Source organism: Micromonospora sp. 4G55 (genome assembly GCF_016803375.1).
In genome coordinates, this window is the sequence record NZ_JAEVHN010000053.1 from 1 (window position 1) to 19,122 (window position 19,122).

14 protein-coding genes and 3 pseudogenes are annotated in these 19,122 nt (G+C 73.5%); 10 read left to right on the top strand and 7 right to left on the bottom strand.

The window, feature by feature from the left end:
- The first annotated feature begins 408 nt into the window (after nucleotides 1–408).
- From JNW89_RS07455 to JNW89_RS07485, 7 genes are all read left to right on the top strand, one after another.
- The gene (locus JNW89_RS07455; RefSeq protein ID WP_238448293.1) at nucleotides 409–1,626 is read left to right on the top strand and encodes a PP2C family protein-serine/threonine phosphatase; all 1,218 of its coding nucleotides are present in this window, start codon (nucleotides 409–411) and stop codon (nucleotides 1,624–1,626) included.
- The gene (locus tag JNW89_RS07460) at nucleotides 1,623–3,389 is read left to right on the top strand and encodes an ATP-binding protein (protein ID WP_238448294.1); all 1,767 of its coding nucleotides are present in this window, start codon (nucleotides 1,623–1,625) and stop codon (nucleotides 3,387–3,389) included. The genes JNW89_RS07455 and JNW89_RS07460 overlap by 4 nt, the downstream gene beginning before the upstream one ends.
- A complete protein-coding gene (locus JNW89_RS07465; RefSeq protein ID WP_238448295.1) occupies nucleotides 3,386–3,838 on the top strand; it encodes a response regulator in 453 nt (150 codons plus the stop codon). The genes JNW89_RS07460 and JNW89_RS07465 overlap by 4 nt, the downstream gene beginning before the upstream one ends.
- Complete coding sequence (locus JNW89_RS07470) at nucleotides 3,831–4,640, top strand: inositol monophosphatase family protein (RefSeq protein WP_238448296.1); 810 nt, start codon at nucleotides 3,831–3,833, stop codon at nucleotides 4,638–4,640. The genes JNW89_RS07465 and JNW89_RS07470 overlap by 8 nt, the downstream gene beginning before the upstream one ends.
- 295 nt (nucleotides 4,641–4,935) lie before the next feature.
- A complete protein-coding gene (locus JNW89_RS07475; protein ID WP_238448297.1) occupies nucleotides 4,936–5,949 on the top strand; it encodes a hypothetical protein in 1,014 nt (337 codons plus the stop codon).
- Nucleotides 5,950–5,985: 36 nt separating this feature from the next.
- The gene (locus tag JNW89_RS07480; protein ID WP_238448298.1) at nucleotides 5,986–7,542 is read left to right on the top strand and encodes a fused MFS/spermidine synthase; all 1,557 of its coding nucleotides are present in this window, start codon (nucleotides 5,986–5,988) and stop codon (nucleotides 7,540–7,542) included.
- A gap of 71 nt (nucleotides 7,543–7,613) precedes the next feature.
- Complete coding sequence (locus JNW89_RS07485) at nucleotides 7,614–9,248, top strand: serine/threonine-protein kinase (RefSeq protein ID WP_238448299.1); 1,635 nt, start codon at nucleotides 7,614–7,616, stop codon at nucleotides 9,246–9,248.
- Between the two features lie 39 nt (nucleotides 9,249–9,287).
- Here the strand turns inward: JNW89_RS07485 and JNW89_RS07490 are convergent, their stop codons facing one another.
- From JNW89_RS07490 to JNW89_RS07500, 3 genes and pseudogenes are all read right to left on the bottom strand, one after another.
- Nucleotides 9,288–9,953, bottom strand: a complete 666-nt coding sequence (locus JNW89_RS07490) for a TrkA family potassium uptake protein (RefSeq protein WP_238448300.1) — start codon at nucleotides 9,951–9,953, stop codon at nucleotides 9,288–9,290.
- Nucleotides 9,943–11,276, bottom strand: a pseudogene (locus JNW89_RS07495) (TrkH family potassium uptake protein). The gene JNW89_RS07490 and the pseudogene JNW89_RS07495 overlap by 11 nt, the downstream one beginning before the upstream one ends.
- A gap of 397 nt (nucleotides 11,277–11,673) precedes the next feature.
- Complete coding sequence (locus JNW89_RS07500) at nucleotides 11,674–11,904, bottom strand: GntR family transcriptional regulator (protein WP_238448301.1); 231 nt, start codon at nucleotides 11,902–11,904, stop codon at nucleotides 11,674–11,676.
- A gap of 389 nt (nucleotides 11,905–12,293) precedes the next feature.
- Here JNW89_RS07500 and JNW89_RS07510 point away from each other — a divergent pair.
- Nucleotides 12,294–13,492: pseudogene (locus JNW89_RS07510) on the top strand (glycosyltransferase).
- Here the strand turns inward: JNW89_RS07510 and JNW89_RS07515 are convergent.
- The 4 genes and pseudogenes from JNW89_RS07515 to aroA all read right to left on the bottom strand — a co-directional run bounded on the left by JNW89_RS07515 (nucleotide 13,450) and on the right by aroA (nucleotide 17,673).
- Nucleotides 13,450–14,363, bottom strand: a pseudogene (locus JNW89_RS07515) (hypothetical protein). The pseudogenes JNW89_RS07510 and JNW89_RS07515 overlap by 43 nt on opposite strands.
- Nucleotides 14,364–14,423: 60 nt before the next feature.
- Nucleotides 14,424–15,242, bottom strand: a complete 819-nt coding sequence (gene hisN / locus JNW89_RS07520) for a histidinol-phosphatase (RefSeq protein WP_238448303.1) — start codon at nucleotides 15,240–15,242, stop codon at nucleotides 14,424–14,426.
- A 25-nt stretch (nucleotides 15,243–15,267) separates the two neighbouring features.
- Nucleotides 15,268–16,251, bottom strand: a complete 984-nt coding sequence (gene rsgA, locus JNW89_RS07525) for a ribosome small subunit-dependent GTPase A (protein WP_238448304.1) — start codon at nucleotides 16,249–16,251, stop codon at nucleotides 15,268–15,270.
- Nucleotides 16,252–16,371: 120 nt separating this feature from the next.
- Entirely contained in the window at nucleotides 16,372–17,673 is a 1,302-nt protein-coding gene (gene aroA / locus JNW89_RS07530; protein ID WP_238448305.1) for a 3-phosphoshikimate 1-carboxyvinyltransferase, read from the bottom strand.
- A gap of 102 nt (nucleotides 17,674–17,775) precedes the next feature.
- On the opposite strand from aroA, the gene JNW89_RS07535 reads away from it, so the two are divergent.
- Together JNW89_RS07535 and JNW89_RS07540 are read left to right on the top strand one after the other, a co-directional pair.
- Complete coding sequence (locus JNW89_RS07535; RefSeq protein WP_238448306.1) at nucleotides 17,776–18,474, top strand: SOS response-associated peptidase; 699 nt, start codon at nucleotides 17,776–17,778, stop codon at nucleotides 18,472–18,474.
- Nucleotides 18,475–18,674: 200 nt separating this feature from the next.
- On the top strand, nucleotides 18,675–19,067 hold the full coding sequence (locus JNW89_RS07540; protein ID WP_088979381.1) for a WhiB family transcriptional regulator: 393 nt from the start codon (nucleotides 18,675–18,677) through the stop codon (nucleotides 19,065–19,067).
- The last annotated feature ends 55 nt before the right edge of the window (nucleotides 19,068–19,122 follow it).

Here is a 19,122-nt window from a genome sequence, read left to right on the forward strand (position 1 = left end):
CGACGGCGAGCAGCGCGACCAGCGCGCGAGGGCGGCGAGCGCTCTACGGCGCGGCCGGGCGAGCGCCCGGTCGGCGGCGCGGACCACGGGGGTGCGCCCGGGGGACTCCTCGGCGGCGGGAACTGCGGGTGCGCCCACGGCGGGCTCCTCGGGGCTGGGGCGAAGGGTGAGGATCATCCTGCACCGCGCCGGGGGTGAGCCGCGACACCCCGGGGCCTCCCGTAACGCTCCTTCCTGCCCGACCGCTGTCCGTGTGACGGCCTTGCCCGGGTACGCCCGTGCCGCCACGGCCGTGTTGTGTGCGACCGTTGTCTAATACAGGATCAGCGGGGCACTCGGAAGGAGCCCGACATCACCAGCGAACTCCCGCGTCTCGCGGCGGTGACCCGGCCGCACCGGGGGCCCGGCATGGCCGGTCCCTCTGTGGCGCCGTACCCGCAGGGAGGCCTCGGGCCGAACCCCAACCTGCCGCCCGGCGAGCGGCTGCGGGTTCTGCTGGTCGAGGACGACGAGGGTGACGCCTTCCTGGTGAGTGAGCTGCTCGCCGAGACCAACTCGATGATCGACCTGCTGGTCGCCACCAGCCTCAGCGAGGCCCGGCAGCGGGTGGCCGGCGTCGACTGCGTGCTGCTCGACCTCGGGTTGCCCGACGCCCAGGGCCTGGACGGCCTGCGCAAGGTGCTGGAGATGTCCAGCGGCGCGGCGGTCTGCGTGCTGACCGGCCGCTCCGACGAGCACCTGGGCATCGTCGCGGTCGCCGAGGGCGCCCAGGACTACCTGGTCAAGGGGCAGGTCGACGGCGTCCTGCTGACCCGCGCGCTGCGCTACGCGGTGGAACGCAAGCGGGCCGACGAGAACGCCCGGCGGCTGCGCGAGGTGGAGCTGCGCCAGGCCGAGTCCGCCCGCCTGGAGCGCGGCCTGCTGCCCCAGCCGCTGATGAGCACCGACGAGGTGTCGGTGCACACCTTCTACCGTCCCGGCCGGCACGCCGCCCTGATCGGCGGCGACTTCTTCGACGTCGTACAGACCCGGCCCGACCGGGTCGACCTGATCGTCGGCGACGTCTGTGGGCACGGTGTGGACGAGGCCGCGCTCGGCGTCGAGCTGCGGGTCGCCTGGCGGGCGCTGATCCTGGCCGGGGTCGCCGACGACGACGTGCTGCCCGCCCTGGAACAGGTGCTGATGAGCGAGCGCCGGCTCCAGGAGATCTTCGCCACCGTCGCCACGGTCCGGCTGGACCTGGACGGCAACCGGGCCACCGTCCGGCTGGCCGGGCACCCGCCGCCGCTGCTGCTCTCCGGGGGCAAGATCACGCCGGTCCCGGCGCGTGGTGGCCTGCTGCTCGGGGTACGACCCCGCCGACCCGTAGCGTTCGACCTGGAGTTCGACACCGATGACTGGTCCCTGTTGATGTACACCGACGGCCTGATCGAGGGACGGGTGGGCGACGGCGACGACCGGTTGGACGTGCCGGGGCTGGCCGGCCTGCTGGAGGAGCCGGCCAACCAGGCGGTGCCGCTGGCCGAGCTGCCGGCCTGGCTGGTCGGCCGGGCCGAGCAGATCAACGGTGGTCCGCTCGCCGACGACGTCGCCATGCTGCTGGTCACCCGCGGCGGTGGCCGGTGAACTCGTACCGCCCGGGGTGGACGTTGCGCCGGCGGGTGAGCCTGCTGCTGACCGTGGTCGTGGTGCTGCTGCTCGGGCTCGCCGCGGCCGAGGCCGCGCTGGCCACCAAGACCCGGCAGAACATGGACGCGGTGCTGGTGAAGACCGGCCCGCTGGGGGTGCAGGGCCAGGAACTGCTCAACGCCCTGCTCGACCAGGAGACCGCCGTCCGGGGGTACGCGGTCAGCGGCGACCGCGCCGACCTCGCCCCGTACGACAGCGGCCTGCAGCAGGAGCGGGACACCGTCAGCAAGATGAACGCGCTGATCGGTGACTATCCGGACATCCAGCGGGCGTTGGCGGTGGTGGAGCAGCAGGCGGCCGACTGGCGCAGCGCCGTCGCCCAGCCGGTGATCACGACCACGGAGCGGGACGGCACGGCGGCCGGCCAGGCGCTCATCACCGACCAGGCGCGGCAGCAGTTCGAACGGATCCGGGCCTCGGCCGGCGTGCTCCAGGCCGAGATCCTCGACGAGCGGCAGCGCACGGCGGACAAGGTCTACCAGAGCAGCAACATCCTGGTGGTCCTGCTGATCGTCGCGGCGGTGGTGGTGGCGGTGGCCGGCTCGGTGCTGCTGCTGTCGCTGGACCGCATGGTGATCAAGCCGCTGACCGGGCTGGCCGAGCAGGTACGGGAGGTCGCCGAGGGTGACTACCAGCACCGCATCGCCGGGTCCGGCCCACCGGAGTTCCAACAGCTCGCCGGCGACGTGGACGCGATGCGGCAGAAGATCGCCCGGGAGCTCGCCGAGGTACGCGAGGCGCGCGAGAGCATCGAGTGGGTCAACAGCCAGCTCCAGAAGCAGGCCGAGGAACTGACCCGCTCCAACCGCGACCTGGAGCAGTTCGCGTACGTGGCCTCGCACGACCTCCAGGAGCCGCTGCGCAAGGTGGCGAGCTTCTGCCAGCTGCTCCAGCGCCGCTACGCCGGCCAGCTCGACGAGCGGGCCGACCAGTACATCGCCTTCGCGGTCGACGGCGCGCAGCGGATGCAGCGCCTGATCAACGACCTGCTGGCCTTCTCCCGGATCGGCCGGCTCACCACCGGCTTCACCGAGGTCGACCTCAACAAGGTGATGGGCGACGTGGCCGGGCAGACCGAGGCCGCCCGCCAGTACGCCGATGCCGAGCTGACCTGGGACGAGATGCCGGTGATCCGTGGCGAGGAACCGCTGCTGACCAACCTGCTGGCCAATCTCGTCAGCAACTCGATCAAGTTCCGCCGCCCGGACGTCACGCCGAAGGTGCACGTCTCCGCCCGGCTCGTCGACGACGAGTGGGAGATCACCTGCCAGGACAACGGCATCGGGATCGAGCCGGAGTTCGCCGACAAGATCTTCGTGATCTTCCAGCGGCTGCACGCCAAGGACGCGTACCCGGGTACCGGCATCGGCCTGGCGATCGTCAAGAAGATCGTGGAGTACCACGGTGGCCGGGTCTGGGTGGACACCGACACCGACGTGGGCACCGCGATCCGCTTCACCCTGCCGGCGCTGCCCGAGGACGTCGAGGCGGCCCGGACGGCGGCGGAGGCCGAGGCGGTCACCGGCGAGGAGCCGGCGGGTGACGACCTGGCCTCGAGGGTGGAGATTGACGCCGACGGTGAGCCGGAGACCTCCGCGCCGACCGTGGGCCGGCAGCCGGACGGCCCGGCGGGCGCAGACCCGCCCGAGGCGGCGCCGGAGCACGGTACAACGGGTGGCATGAAGGAGACGGTGGGATGACCGCGCCAGCGGACGGCAAGAGCCCGATCGAGGTCCTGCTGGTCGAGGACGACCCGGGTGACGTGTTGATGACCCAGGAGGCGTTCGACGAGCACAAGCTGCGCAACCGGCTCACCGTCGTCTCCGACGGCGCCGAGGCGCTGGCCTACCTGCGCCACGAGGGCCAGTACGCCGACGCGGTGACGCCGGACCTGATCCTGCTCGACCTCAACCTGCCCCGCCGGGACGGCCGCGAGGTGCTGGAGGAGATCAAGGAGGACGAGCAGCTCCGCCGCATCCCGGTCGTGGTGCTCACCACCTCCCAGGCCGACGAGGACATCCTGCGCAGCTACCAGCTGCACGCCAACGCCTACGTGACCAAGCCGGTCGACTTCGAGCGCTTCATCTCGGTGGTCCGGCAGATCGACGAGTTCTTCGTCAGCGTGGTCAAGCTCCCGCCGCGTGGCTGACCGGCTGCGGGACGACGTCGGCGAGCTGCTGCGGGAGACCGCGGCCGAGGTCGTGCTGCCCCTGTTCCGCCGGCTGGACGACGCCGACGTCGCCGAGAAGGCCCCCGGCGACCTGGTCACGGTGGCCGACCGGCGGGCGGAGGAGAAGATCTCCGCCGCGCTGCGCCGGCTGCGGCCCGGTTCGGTGGTGGTCGGCGAGGAGGCGGTCGCCGACGATCCGTCCCTGCTGCGCCACCTGCGGGGCGACGGCGACATCTGGGTGGTCGACCCGGTCGACGGCACCGGCAACTTCGCCGCCGGCCGCCGCCCGTTCGCGCTGATGGTCGCGCTGCTCACCGACGGCCAGCTGGCCGCCGCCTGGGTGCTTGACCCGCTGGCGGAGACGCTGGCGGTGGCCGTCGCCGGGGAGGGCACCCTGCTCGACGGCCGGCCGGTGCGCACCGCCGACGGGGTACCGCCGCTCGGCGCGTTGCGCGGCACCGCGATGACCCGGTTCCTGCCGCCGGAGACCCGGCGGACCGCCGAGGCGGGCGGGGAGCGGATCGGCGAACTGCTCGCCGGGCAGCACTGCGCCGGGCGGGAGTACCTCGATCTGCTCACCGGCGACCAGCAGTTCGTGCTCTTCTGGCGGACCCTGCCCTGGGACCACGCTCCGGGGGTACTACTGGTGCGGGAGGCCGGCGGGGTGGCCCGCCGGTTCGACGGCGCCGAGTACCACCCGGCCGACGACGACAAGGGGCTGCTGGTCGCGGCCGACGAGCGGACCTGGCACGAGGTCCGCGACGCCCTCCTCGGCGGCTGACCCGCCCCTCCGGCGCGCTTTGCGGCGTGTTGCGGTGTCAGCGCGCCCGGATCCCGCGACACGCCGCAATCGGAGTGGATCACGACGCGGCGGACGAGGCCGGCCGGCTGTCGCGGCGCTGTGCGACCGCGTCGGGACGCTGCGTCGACGATCTATGCCCTCGACGGTTGCGGGCCTGGTCAACCGGCCTGGGTCCGGTATCGTGTCCGGCGGTCGCCGCCCGCAGGCCCGTCCGTTCGGAGCTGGCGGGGCCGCCGCGCCGCCGTCCCCCTGGCGGCCGAGGAAGGACATTGTCGTGCCGAGGACCAGCCTCACCAGGCCGGCCGCCCGCCGGCCGCTGATCGTGCTGCTCGCCGTCGTGGCGCTGCTGCTCGGCGCCGGTGCCGTGCCGGCCGCCGCCGAGCCGAACGAGGGTGGCACCAAGAAGCTCCGTGAGGCGTTGGAGGCCGCCGCCAAGGGCCACATCGAGGCCAAGGCGAAGCTGGACAACTCCAAGCGCCGCCAGGCCGCCCTGACCGGCGAGCTGAAGACGGTCGAGGGGCGGCTGGTCGGGCTGAACGCCCAGGTCGGCGAGGTCGCCGCGCAGTCGTACCGGCTGGGTCGGTTGAGCACCGCCTCGGCGCTGCTGAACAGCGCCAGCCCGCAGGCGCTGCTGCAACGCGCCGCCGAGCTGGACGTGATGGGCCAGCGGGACGCCAAGCGGCTGCGCGAGCTGACCGAGGCCAAGCAGACCGCCGCGCAGGCGAAGGCGGCCATCGACAACGAGGTGCGCGAGCAGCAGAAGCAGCTCGCCGCGCTGGCCAAGCGGAAGCGGGACGCCGAGCGGGCGCTCGCCACGGTCAGCTCCGGCACGAGTTCCGGCTTCAGCGGCGGCTCGCGGTCGGCGACCCCGGCGCCGCGCAACTCGGACGGGTCCTGGCCGTCGGAGTCCTGCTCGGTCGACGACCCGACCACCGACGGCTGCATCACCCCGCGCACCCTGCACGCCCTGCGGCAGGCCCAGGCCGCCGGCTACAAGCGGTACGTCTCCTGCTTCCGCAGCGGCGGCGACGGTGAGCACCCGAAGGGGCGGGCGTGCGACTTCGCCGCCGCCACCGGCGGGTTCGAGGACCGCACGGCCACCGGCGGGGACAAGGCGTACGGCGACAGCCTGGCCAACTACTTCAAGAACAACGCCAGCCGGCTCGGCGTGCTCTACGTGATCTGGTACCGGCAGATCTGGATGCCGAACACGGGTTGGCGGTCGTACAGCGGTTCCGGCAGCCCGGCCGCCGACCACACAAACCATGTTCATCTTTCGATGTACTGACCCGGAGCGCCAGGAACGCTGCGTACCATCGCGACGGTGAGCAGCTCATCGTCCGACGTCGTGGTCAACCCGGCACCCGCCGGGCCGGCCGCCGCCCCCCGCGCGCTGCCCAACGGGCTCGCCGCGTTCCTGGTCTTCCTCGCCAGCGGTGCCGTGCTGGTGCTGGAGACGGTCTCGCTCCGCCTGGTCGGCCCGTACGTCGGGGTGACCCTCCAGGTCACCAGCTCGGTGATCGGCATCGCGCTGGCCGCCATCGCGTACGGGGCGTGGACGGGCGGTTGGCTGGCCGACCGGCGGGACCCGCGCGGCCTGCTGGCCCCGGCGCTGGTGCTGGCCGGCATCGCCACGGCGGTCACCCTGCCGGTGGTCCGGTACGCCGGTGAGGTGCTGCGCGGCGGCGCGGCCAGCGCCATCCTGCTGCTCACCGCGCTCGCCGTCTTCGTTCCGGCGGCCCTGCTCGCGGCGGTCACCCCGCTGGTGGTGAAGCTCCAACTGGCCGACCTGCGCCGCACCGGTCAGGTGGTCGGGCGGCTCTCCGGCATCGGCACGCTGGGCGGCATCACCGCCACCCTGGTCACCGGCTTCGTGCTGGTGGCGGCGCTGCCCAGCACGGTCATCCTGATCGCGCTGGCGGTGCTGCTCGGGGTCACCGGCCTCGCGCTCGGGTTCCACCTGCGCAGGCAGGAGGGCGGCGGGCTGCCCGGCGCGGCCCGGACCAAGGCCACCCTCGCGGTGCTCGGGCTGCTCGGTGCGGGGCTCAGCGCGGTCGCCCCGAACCCGTGCGACGTGGAGACGGCGTACCACTGCGCGCGGGTGGCCGACGACCCGTCCCGCGCCAGTGGGCGGGTGCTCTACCTGAACTCCGCCGAGCACTCGTACGTGGACCTGGCCGACCCCACCCACCTGGAGTACGCGTACACGCAGTGGATCGGCGCGGCGGCGGACGTGGTCGCGCCGGCGGGCCGGCGGCTGGACGCGCTGCACCTGGGTGGCGGCGGCTTCACCATGCCGCGCTACCTGAGCGCCACCCGCCCCGGCAGCGACAACGTGGTCTTCGAGATCGACGGTGAGCTGGTCGAGCTGGACCGGCGGCTGCTGGGCGTACGGCCGGGGCCGGGGCTGCGCGCGGTGGTGGGTGACGCGCGGATGCTGGTCGGCGGCGAGCCCACCGACAGCCGCGACTTCGTGGTCGGGGACGCCTTCGGCCACCTGGTGGTGCCCTGGCACCTGGCCACCCGGGAGATGGCCGCCGAGGTCCGCCGGGTGCTCCGGCCCGGCGGCTGGTACGTGCAGAACGTCATCGACTATCCGCCGGGCCGCTTCATCCGCAGCGAGCTGGCCACGGTCGCCGCCGAGTTCCGCCACGTCGCGCTGGTCGCCCCGGCCGCCGCGATCGCCGGTCAGCAGGGTTCCAACTTCCTCATCGTCGCCTCGGACGCGCCGCTGCCGGTGGACGCGCTCACCCAGCGGCTGGGCCGCCTCGACGCGGTGCCGGACCTGCTGGCCGGCGAGGTGCTGGCCGCCTTCGTCGACGACGCGCTGGTCCTGACCGACGACTACGCGCCGGTGGACCAACTGCTCGCGACAGCCTGATCGGGTGAATCCGCTGACCGATTACGACCAGCGAGGTGTAGCGGGGTCGTTCCCGGGCAACACGTCCGACCATGGGTGGTGGAATCCGGAACGGCGCACAGCTGCTGGGTGAGCGGTACCGGTTGATCGAGCAGCTCGGTGCCGGCGGCATGTCCGTGGTGTGGCGTGGCTACGACGAGGTGCTCGGTCGACAGGTCGCGGTGAAGGTGCTGGCCTCCCGGCTGGCCAGCGACAAGGCCTTCCGGCACCGGATCCGGGTGGAGGCCCAGGCCGCCGCGCGGCTCTGCCACCCCAACATCACCAACGTGTACGACTACGGCGAGTCCGAGCAGATCGGCCTGACGGTGCCGTACGTCGTGATGGAGCTGGTCGACGGCGCCCCGCTGACCGTGCGGCTCGGCCGGGGCGGGACGTTGGCCTGGCGCGAGGCGGTCACCATCGCCGCCGAGGTCACCTCGGCGCTGGCCACCGCGCACGCCCGGGGCGTGGTCCACCGGGACGTCACCCCCGGCAACGTCATGCTGACCCCGAACGGGGTGAAGGTCGTCGACTTCGGCATCTCCGCGCTGGTGGGGGAGAGCGAGAAGGGCCCGGATGGCGCCCTGCTGGGCACCCCCGCCTACCTGGCGCCGGAGCGGCTGGACAACGGCCAGGTCTCGCCGGCCACCGACGTGTACGCGGTCGGGCTGCTGCTCTACCGGATGCTGACCGGCCGGCTGCCCTGGGAGGCCAGCACCACCACCGAGATGCTGCGGGCGCACATGTACAACGACCCGGAGCCGATGCCGGCGGTGCCCGGGCTGCCCGACGAGGTGGCCGAGCTGGCGCACCGCTGCCTGGCCAAGCGGCCGGAGGACCGGCCGACCACCGCCGAGCTGGCCCGTACTCTGGCCGAGGCGGCCGGGATGATCGCGGCCGTGCCGGTCTCCCCGGCGCCCGGCATGCTCGACCCGGCGCTGCTGGCCAGCGCCGGCACCACGATCCTGCCCTGGTCGACGGACACTGACGCGCTGCCCTTCTCCGGTCCGACCCGCAGCCGCCGGGCGACGAGGCGGCGGCGTCGGGTGGAGGCGGGGGTGGCCGCCGCCGGCCTGGTCGCGGTCACCGCGGCGATGTGGGGGATGACCTCGAAGACCCCGGCCAGCGGTGGTGCCGACCAGCCCACCGAGGCGCGGATGGGCCTGGAACAGCAGAACCACTGCGAGGTCGAGTACGCGCTGCGCAGCGACTCCGGCAAGGACTTCGCCGCCCAGCTCACCCTCACCAACACCGGTGCCCGCGAGCTGCGGGACTGGACGATGAGCTTCGCCTTCCCCGGCCAGCAGACGCTCACCGCCCCCGGCCCGACGGTCCGGCAGGAGGGTCGGATGGTCCAGGTGGGCCCGGCCGCCGGTCGGGAGTCGTTGGCGCCCGGGGCCTCCGAGAAGATCGCCCTGTCCGGCCGGTACGCCGGCGGCAACCCGCTGCCGCTGGAGTTCAAGATCGGCGAGAGCGCCTGCGGCGTACGGGTCTCCGGGGTGGCCGGGGCGATGCCGACCACCGCGCCGACCCCGAAGCCGCCGCCGAAGGCGACGACGAAGAAGCCGCCGGCGAAGACCACGGTCAAGTCCTCGGGCAGCGGTGGGTCCGGCACGTCGAAGGCGAAGTCCGGCACCTCCGGCAAGGGCAAGGGGTCGGGTGACAGCAAGGGAAAAGGCGGCCGGTAGCGCCGGCGAAGGGGGGCAAGGGCAAGGGGAAGTGACCGGTCAGCCGAGGTTGGCGAACTGCTGCACCTGAGCGATCGTCCCCTCGACGATCAGCACGGTGCCCTTGCTGATCCGGGTGTCCGCGGTGGCGTACCGGAAGCGTTCCCCGGGGAGCTTCGCGCCCACCACCAGCACGCCGTAGCGCTCGGGGGCCAGGTCGCGCAGCGACCGGCCGACCAGCGACGGCGGCACCGGCACCTTGGCGATGGCGAAGTCGTCGCCGAACTCGATGAAGTCGAGCATCCGGCTGACGATCAGGTGCGCGACCCGTTCCCCGGTCTCCGCCTCGGGGAAGACCACGTGGTGCGCGCCGACCGAGGCGAGGATCCTCGCGTGCTTGTCCGAGGTGGCCCGGGCCCAGATCTGGGGCACGCCGATCTCGGCCAGCGCCACGACGGTGAGCACGCTCGCCTCCAGCGACACGCCGATCGCGACCACCACCCGCCGGAAGTCGGCCAGGCCCAGCTGGCGCAGCGCGTCCTCCTCGGTCGCGTCCGCCTGCACCACCCGTTCCAGGTACGGTGCCCAGCGCTGGACCTGTTCGGAGTCCCGGTCGACGGCGAGCACCTCGTGGCCCAGCCGGGACAGCGCGCCGGCCAGGTGGCAGCCGAACCGGCCCAGCCCGATCACCGCGATGTCGCCGCCGCTCGTTCCTCTAGCCGACAATGGGTTGCTCCTTCGGGTAGTGGTACAGCCGGCGCCGGGTGTTCAACGCGATCGCCGAGCCGAGGGTGAGTGGCCCGACCCGGCCGATGTACATCAGGACGGTCAGCACGTACTGGCCCAGCTCGGGCAGTTTCGGGGTGAGGCCCACCGACAGGCCGGTAGTGCTGAAGGCCGAGGTCACCTCGAAGAGCGACTCGTTGAACCGGACCCCTTCGGTGATCAGGATCAGCCCGACCGTGCCGATGACCACCAGCGCGACGCTGAGCAGCGCCACCGTGAGTGCCTGCCGCTGGCTCGACCCCACCACCCGCCGCCGGCCCACCACGACATCGGGCTCGCCGCGTACCTCCGCCCAGATCACGAAGGCGAGCAGGAAGAACGTGGAGACCTTGATGCCGCCGGCGGTGCTGGCGCTGCCACCGCCGATGAACATCAGCGCGATGAGGAGGGGATAGCTCTCCTCGCTCAGCCACTCGATGTTGATCACGTCGAAGCCGCCGGTACGGCTGAGCGCGATCTGCGCGAACGTGGCGAGCACCCTGCCGGGCGCGTCGTACGTGCCGATGGTGCGGGGGTTGTTCCACTCGGCGAGCAGCAGGGCGACGAAGCCGCCTGCCACCAGCACCACGCTGCCCCAGATGGTGAGCTTGGTGGCGATCGCCCAGCGGGCCGGGCGGCGCCAGTGCCGGGCCGCCTCGAACAGGGCGGGAAAGCCGAGGCCACCGATGATCGCGCCGATCGCCAGCGGCAACACCACCCAGGGGTCCCGGGAGAAGGCGAGCAGGCCGTCGGAGTAGAGCGTGAACCCGCCGTTGTTGAAGGCCTGGATGGAGTGGAAGGTGCCGGACCAGAGCGCCCGGCCGGGCCGGTAGTCGTAGGCCAGCCAGAGCCGCCCGCTGACGACCAGGGTCATCAGCGCCTCGGTGACCACCACCGTGGTGGCGATGCGGGCCAGCAGCCAGCCGACGTCGCCGACGCCGTACTCGGCCGTCTCGGCCGCGACCAGCAGCCGGTTACGCAGCCCGAGCTGCCGGGACACCGCGAGGCTGACCAGGGCCGCGCCGGTGAGGATGCCCAGCCCGCCGACCTGGGTGAGCACGGTGATCATCGCCAGCCCGAACCCGTTCCAGTAGTTCGGGGTGTCGGTGACCGTCATGCCGGTGACCGACACGGCGGAGGTCGCGGTGAACAGCGCCGTGACCAGCGGGGTGTAGCGCTCCTCGCTGGTCGCCCAGGGCAGCATCAGCAGGCCGTGCCGATCGCGATCGCCACCAGGAAGCCGAACGGCACCAGCCGGACGGGGTGACGGAGGAACCGGCGCACCAGACAATCTTCCGGTTCCGGGCACCTGCGGGTCGGTGAATGGCGTATCCCGCAGGGTTCACCGCCTGGCCAGCCGCCGGCTCAGCCCGACACCGCGGTCGCCGCCCGCGCCGGCCTCACCGCGCGCTGACCGGCCGCGGTCGGTCCATCCACATCGAGTACGCCGGACGGGGTGTCGGGTCGGACCCGGCGCCCCCGTTCCGCGTCCGGGGCAGTCGATTGACCACCCTGACCTGCGGCTACCGGCGCGAGGATCGCCGTGCGGTGCGGCAACCCCGGTGGAGCCGACTGGGCGGGCGGGGTGCGTTCGGACCCTTTCGAGCTGATGACGTGAACGATTCAGCCGCCGCGAGGGGTTGAATCGCTCACGTCATCAGGTCGGTAGCGTCGAGTGGCCCTACCGTGCGGGATGCTCGGCGACGTAGGTGCCGCGGCCGGGCTGGCCGGTGATCAGCTCGCGGTCGTGCAGCAGCGAGAGTGCGCGCGAGGCGGTGTTCATGTGGACCTGGTATGCCTCGGCAAGCTCCCTCGTGGAGGGCAGCTTGTCGCCGGGCTTGAGTTCGCCACTCTTGATCTTCGCGGTGATGTCGTTGGCGATCTGGCGGTACGGGGCTTGAGCTGTGGGCATGGGGAGACTCCGGTTGGTTCGGCGTCTCCGATCATGCCGGGCCTACACCAGTATCTGCAACAAGCTGTCGTGTCGTGATGACGAGGGGTCGACCTACACAAACATTTGGGGTAGCTTTTCTGTGTCCGGCTCCGGTTGGTTCGGCAAGCCCCTGGGGGCGGACACCCAAGGTTGGCTCCGGGGTCGTACCGCCGATGAGGGCTGCGGTCGCGGGGCCGGCGGCCCGGTCCGCGTCCCCTATCGGCGGACCGGGCCGCCTTCCAGCGCGAGGATCCCGGCCCGAGAGGTGGCCCATGCGCAACGTGCTCTCCCTGTTCCGCCGCGCCGCGCGGCGCCGCCCGCACCGCCCGCCCAACGCCGGCTGGTACCGCTCGGAGTCGTGCCGGCCGCTGACCGCCGGGCAGATCCGCGAGCAGCGGTTCCACCAGGTACGACGCGGGCTCGACCCGGTCGAGGTGCACGCGTTCCTGCACCGGGTCGCCGCCGAGCTGGCCGGGCGCGGCCACGACGTACGGGTCTACGAGCGCCGGGACGACCCCGCCCTGCCGGAGGTCGTCGAGGTGGAGGGCTACCGCCTCGAACGGGTGCCCGTCGGGCCGGCCAGGATCACGCCCACCGCCGAGCTGGTGCCGTACGTGTCGGAGTTCGGCCGGTGGCTGGCCGACCGCTGGGCCGCGGAGTGGACCCCCGAGGTGGTGCACGGGCACTACTGGATCGGCGGCCTCGCCGCCGCCCACGCGGTACGCGAGACGGACATCCCGGTCGTGCAGACCTTCCACTCCCTCGGCGTCGAGCAGCTGCGCCACCTCGGCCAGCAGTACGACGGCCCGGGGGAGCGGATCCCGCTGGAGCGGGCGCTGACCCGGGCGGTGGACATCGCGGTCGCCCAGTGCAACGACGAGGTGGACGAACTGACCCGGATGGGCCTGCAACGCACGTCGGTGGCGATGGTCCCCGCCGGGGTGGACATCGAGCGGTTCCACCCCGACGGCGAGGCAGCGCCCCGCGACCAGCGGGCCCGCATCCTCTCCGTCGGCGGGCTGTCGCCCGGCCACGGCCAGGAGGACCTGATCCGGGCGATGCGCCTGGTGGGCGACGCCGAGCTGGTCATCGCCGGCGGCCGCCGCCGGAGGAGCTGGCCACCCACGCCGAGGCCCGCCGGCTGCGTGAGCTGGCCGAGCGGACCGGGGTCGCCGACCAGGTGAAGCTGGTCGGGGCGGTACCGCACGACCAGATGGCCACCTGGTACCGCTCGGCCGACGTGGTCGCCTGCACCCCGCACTACTCCTCCGCCGGCCGGGTGTCGCTGGAGGCGATGGCCTGCGGCGTGCCGGTGGTCGGGTACGCGATGGGCGGCATCGCCGACGCCGTGGTCGACGAGGTCACCGGGCGGCTGGTGCCCCCGGGCGACGTCCGCACGCTGGGCGTGACGCTGCGCCGGCTGCTGGCCGACAACGCCGGGCGGTTCGCGTACGGGCACGCGGCGGTGGACCGGGTGCGGTGCAGCTACACCTGGGAGCGCACCGCCAGCGCCCTGGAGCGGCTCTACGAGCGGGTAGTGCTCCGGCGCAAGCCGGTCGAGGCCTGACCGCCGTCTAGAGCGGTGGTCGGCCGGAGCCGGCGCCGACCGCGATCCGTTCCCGTCGCCGGACGACGGCATGGTGGTGCTGTGGTTCGGCGTACCGGGTGAGCCCGATGACCGCGGCGAGGGTGACCAGGAAGCCGACCGCGGCCAACCATTCCCGGCCCGGCCAGATCCGGTCGTTGAGCAGCAGCAGGCCGACGATCGCGGCGGGCACCGCCCCGGCGGCGTCCATCGCGGCGACGGCGGCCGTGGTGGAGCCGCGCTGCATCGCCAGCCCGAGCAGCAGCTGCCCGACCAGCGAGTGCGCGATCAGCAGGTAGAGCAGCGGGTCCTGGACGAACGCCTCGACCGTCGGCGCGGACGCCAGCGGGCGGGCGGCCACCGCGGCGGCGGAGAACGCCATCCCGGCCAGCGAGCCGAGCGCCACCGACCCGGGCGGCCCGTGCAGGCGGACGGCGAAGAAGCCGAGCACCCCGATGCCGCCCAGCGCCACGGCGAGGGCGACCAGGCCGGCGGTGCCGAGGGACTTCGACGGCGCCGGCTGGGCGGAGAGCACCAGCGCGGTGATCCCGCCGAAGAGCAGCACCAGCAGGGCCACCTCCGCCTTCGGCAGCCGCCACTTGAGCACCACCACGCCCAGCAGGGCGGTGACCCCCAGCCCGGCGGCCACGCTGGCCTGCACCAGGAACAGCGGCAGGTCCCGGCGGGCCAGGAAGGCCAGCACGAACCCGGTCACCTGGCAGAGCAGACCGACCAGGTAGGTGCGGTGCACGGCCAGCTTCAGCAGCAGCCCCGGATCGAAGGTGTGGTGCACGGTCGTCCGGGCGGCGGCGACCGACTGCAACATGTTGGCGAAGCCGTACGCGACGATCATGGCCGCGAGGAAGCACCAACCGGAGGACACCACCTGGCGAGGATAGAGGGTGCCCGGGGTTCAGCGCGCGGTTGGCCGACCCAGCCGGGCGAGGATGTCGGTGTGCAGCAGGCCGTTGCTGGCCACCGCGCTGTGCTCCCCGGAACCGTCCCCAGCAGGGACTCCGCGGCCGGACAGATCGGTGAACACACCCCCGGCCTCGGTCACCACCGGCACCAGCGCGGCGACGTCCCAGAGCGACAGTTCGGGCTCCACCATGACGTCCAGTGCACCCTCGGCCAGCAGCATGTAACCGTAGAAGTCGCCGTACGCGCGGCTGCGCCAGGTGTCCCGCATGAGCTGGAGCATCGCGTCCAGCCGGCCCGCCTCCTCCCAGCCGCTGAGCGAGGAGTAGCAGAAGCTCGCGTCGGCCAGGTCGCCGACGGCGGAGACCCGGATCGGCGCGCCGGAGGCGGCGTCCGGCCCGGCGTACGCGCCCTCGCCGAGCGCGCCCCACCAGCGGCGGCCCAGCGCCGGGGCGGAGACCAGCCCGACCACGGGACGGTCCCCGTCCAGCAGCGCGATCAGGGTGGCCCAGACCGGCACGCCCCGGACGAAGTTCTTGGTGCCGTCGATCGGGTCGACCACCCAGCGTCGACCCCCCGGCCCGGCGGCGGGCTGCTCGCCGTACTCCTCGCCGAGCAGGCCGTCGCCGGGGCGCCGGTCGGCCAGCAGCGCCCGGATCTCCCGCTCCACCGCGGTGTCCGCGTCGGAGACCGGGGTGAGGTCCGGCTTGGCCTCGACCCGCAGGTCGAGCGCGCGGAAGCGGGCCGTGGAGATGGCGTCGGCGGCGTCCGCGAGCTGGTGGGCGAGGGCGATGTCGTCGGCGTACCCGGTCATGGGAGAAACGGTAGCCACGCCCGGGTCAGGACCCGGCGAGCGGGTCGCCCGGATTCCGCTGGTCGGCCTCGCCGCGCGGGTCACCCTCCCCGGACCGGGAGGACAGCAGCCGACGGTACGACGCCAGCCGGCGCGGGTCGGCCTTGCCGGCGGCCACCCAGGCGTCCAGGGCGCAGTCGGGCGCGTCGGCGGTGTGCGGGCAGTTCGGCGGGCAGTCCACCGTCGCCTCGACCAGGTCGGCGAAGCCGTGCAGCAGGCTCTCCGCCGAGACGTGGGCGAGCCCGAAGCTGCGTACCCCGGGGGTGTCGATGATCCAGCCGGGGTCGCCGTCGACGCCCGGCGCGGGCGGCAGCCGCAGCGCCACGGCGCTGGTGGAGGTGTGCCGCCCCCGGCCGATCGCGCTGACCACGCCGACGGCCCGGGCGGCCTCCGGCACCAGGCGGTTGACCAGCGTCGACTTGCCCACCCCGGAGTGCCCGACCATGACCGAGACCCGGCCGGCGAGCAGCGCCCGCAGCGCGTCGAGGTCGGAGTCGGGGCGGACCAGCACGTACGGCAGTTCCAGCTCGGTGTAGTAGCCGAGCACCTGCTCGGGCCCGGCCAGGTCGGCCTTGGTCAGGCAGAGCAGCGGCTCGATGCCCGCGTCGTACGCGGCCACCAGGCAGCGGTCGATGAAGCCGGTGCGCGGCGGCGGGTCGGCCAGCGCGCTGACGATCACCAGCTGGTCGGCGTTGGCGACCACGACCCGTTCCAGCCGCCCCTCGGCGGTGGTCGCGTCGTCCTCGGCGGTCCGCCGCAGCACCGAGCGCCGCTCGGCGATCCGGACGATCCGGGCCAGCGCGCCGGCCGCCCCGGAGGTGTCCCCGACCAGGCCCACCCGGTCGCCGACCACCACCGACTTGCGCCCCAGCTCCCGGGCCCGCATCGCGGTCACCGTGTCGTCGGCGTCGGCGCCGGCCAGCACGCAGGTGTAGCGGCCCCGGTCGACGGCGATCACGAAGCCGTCCACCGCGTCGGCGTGCTGGGGCCGGGTGCGGGTGCGTGGACGCGAGGATTTTCCGGGCCGGACCCGTACGTCGTCCTCGTCGTACTCCCGCCGTCTGGTCGCCAGGACCGCCCCCTCTACGCCTCAGCTCTTACCGGTCACCATTGCCGACCATAGCGCCGGGAACTCGGGCATGGTCTTGGAGGTACACGCCACGTCGTCCACCTCGATGCCGGGAACGGCCAGCCCGGCGACCGCGGCGGCGTGCGCCATCCGGTGGTCGGCGTAGGTGCGGAAGGTGCCGCCGCGCAGCGGGCGGGGCCGGATCTCCAGCCCGTCGGAGGACTCGGTCAGGTCGGCGCCGAGCGAGGTGAACTCGCGGGCCAGCGCGGCGATCCGGTCGGTCTCGTGGCCGCGGATGTGCGCGATGCCGGTGAACCGGGACGGGGAGTCGGCCAGCATGGCCAGCGCGGTCAGCGCCGGGGTCAGCTCGCTGACGTCGGAGAGGTCGGCCGCCAGGCCGTGCACCGTGCCGGTGCCGCGCACGGTCAGGCCGGCCGTGCCGAGCGTCACCTCGCCGCCCATCCGGTGCAGCAGCGAGCGGAGCTGTTCGACCGGCTGGGCGCTGCTGCGCGGCCAGCCCTGCAAGGTCACCTCACCGCCGGTGACCAGCGCGGCGGCGAAGAACGGGACCGCGCCGGACAGGTCCGGCTCGATCTCCCAGCCGCGCCCGGCCAGCGGGCCGGGCTCGACCACCCAGACGTCCGGGACGCTGTCGTCGACCGCGGCGCCGGCCGCCCGCAGCATCTGCACGGTCATCCGCAGGTGGGGCGCGGAGGGGACGGGCGGGCCCTGGTGGCGCACCACCACGCCCCGGTCGAAGCGCGCGCCGGCGAGCAGCAGGCCGGAGACGAGCTGGCTGGAGGCGGAGGCGTCGATCACCACCTCGCCGCCGGCGACCCGGCCGGTGCCCTGCACCGTCAGCGGCAGGCTGCCGGCGGTCGGGGCCTCGACGCGTACGCCGAGCGAGCGCAGCGCGCCGATCAGCGGGCCGAGCGGGCGGACCCGGGCCTGCGGGTCGCCGTCGAAGGTGACCCGCCCCTCGGCCAGGCCGGCGACCGGCGGCGCGAAGCGCATCACCGTGCCGGCCAGCCCGACGTCGACGTGGGCCGGACCGACCAGCCGGTGCGGCCGGACCAGCCAGCGCTCGTCGTCGGAGATCGACATGTGCGCGCCCATCGCCCGCAGCCCGCCGGCCATCAGCTCGGTGTCCCGCGCGCGCAGCGGCCCGTGCAGGGTCGACGGACCGCTGGCCAGGGCACTGAGCACCAGCGCCCGGGCGGTCATCGACTTGGAGCCGGGCAGGCGCAGCGTCGCGGCAACCGGATCGCTGGCGGTCGGTGCGGTCCACGGCTGCGGCGGCCGGGTCGCTGTCGGATTCCCCACGGTTACATTCTGCCAAGCTCGCCGGCCGGTGTAGCCGGCCGTCGGTCCTACTCCCGGTTGGCGGGACAGCCGGGAAGCCGGCGGCGCGTTAGCGTGTGCGCCATGTGCGGGAGGTACGCCACGACCCGGAGCGCCGGTGACCTGAGCGCGCTGTTCGAGTCGTACGACGACACCGACGGCCGGCTCGCGCCCGACCACAACGTCGCGCCGACCGATCCGGTGCCGGTCGTACGGGTGGACGCCGAGGCCGGGCGGGTGCTGTCGGCCGGGCGCTGGGGCCTGGTGCCGCACTGGTCCCGCTCGGCGGCCGGCGCCGCCCGCATGATCAACGCCCGGGTCGAGACGGTCGCTACCAGCCGCGCGTACGCCGACCCGTTCGCCCGCCGGCGCTGCCTCGTCCCCGCCGACGGCTGGTACGAGTGGGTGCGCCGCCCCGCCGGCGGCAAGCAGCCCTACTACATGACCCCCCGCGACGGCTCCGTGCTGGCGTTCGCCGGCATCTGGTCACGTTGGGAGTCGCTGCTCACCTTCAGCGTGCTCACCACCGCCGCGGTGGGGGAGTTGGCCGAGGTGCACGACCGGATGCCGCTGCTGCTGCCCGCCGACCGCTGGGCGGCCTGGCTCGGGCCGGCCGACGATCCGGCCACGCTGCTCGCCCCGCCGCCGGTCGACTGGCTCGCCGGTCTGGAGATCCGCCCGGTGGGCCCGGCGGTGGGCGACGTGCGCAACGACGGGCCGGGGTTGATCGAGCGGGTGCCGCTGCCCGAGGAGCGCGTCGAGGGGGAAATGACGCTTTTCTGAACGCGATTCGCGACATTGTCGCGTACGAATTGCCAGAGTTCCGGGCGAAATTTCGCTCGGATCTTCAGTCATCTTTGTGCACAGCCCCTTGTCTCCGCGTCCGCGGGTGCGATAGAACACAGCGCCGGCACTGGGAGCGTCTTCGCGCGGTGCGAACGATGCCCGTCGATCTTGCCGGTCCCACGGGGGAGGTGGGTGTGATGACCCGGGCGCGTATGCCCCGACCGCACGAGGTGGCCGCCGCACGACGAGATCCGCGACTGTTGCGGGCGTTGCGCGAACGCCGCCAGGACGAGGCCTGGCGGACCAGAGGGACCTGCCAGAGCGTCGATCCGGAAACATTCTTTCCGGCGCCGAACGAACCGGCCGACGCCGCCGTCGCGCTCTGCCGCAGTTGCGACGTGCAGGGCTCGTGCCTGGCCTGGGCGCTGGAGGTCGGCGACTGCCACGGTGTCTGGGGTGGCACCACGCCGCGCGAGCGGCGGGCCATGCTGGTCGCCTGGCGCAGCGAGGTGCAGCCGGATCCGGACGCCGCGGACGACGCCGGCCCGCCGGTGCGCGACCGCCTGCTCACGCTGGTGCCGCTGAGCTGAGCCGGCACCCGCCCGCCACGGCACCGCTCGTCGACTGAGCCGGCCGGGATCGCCC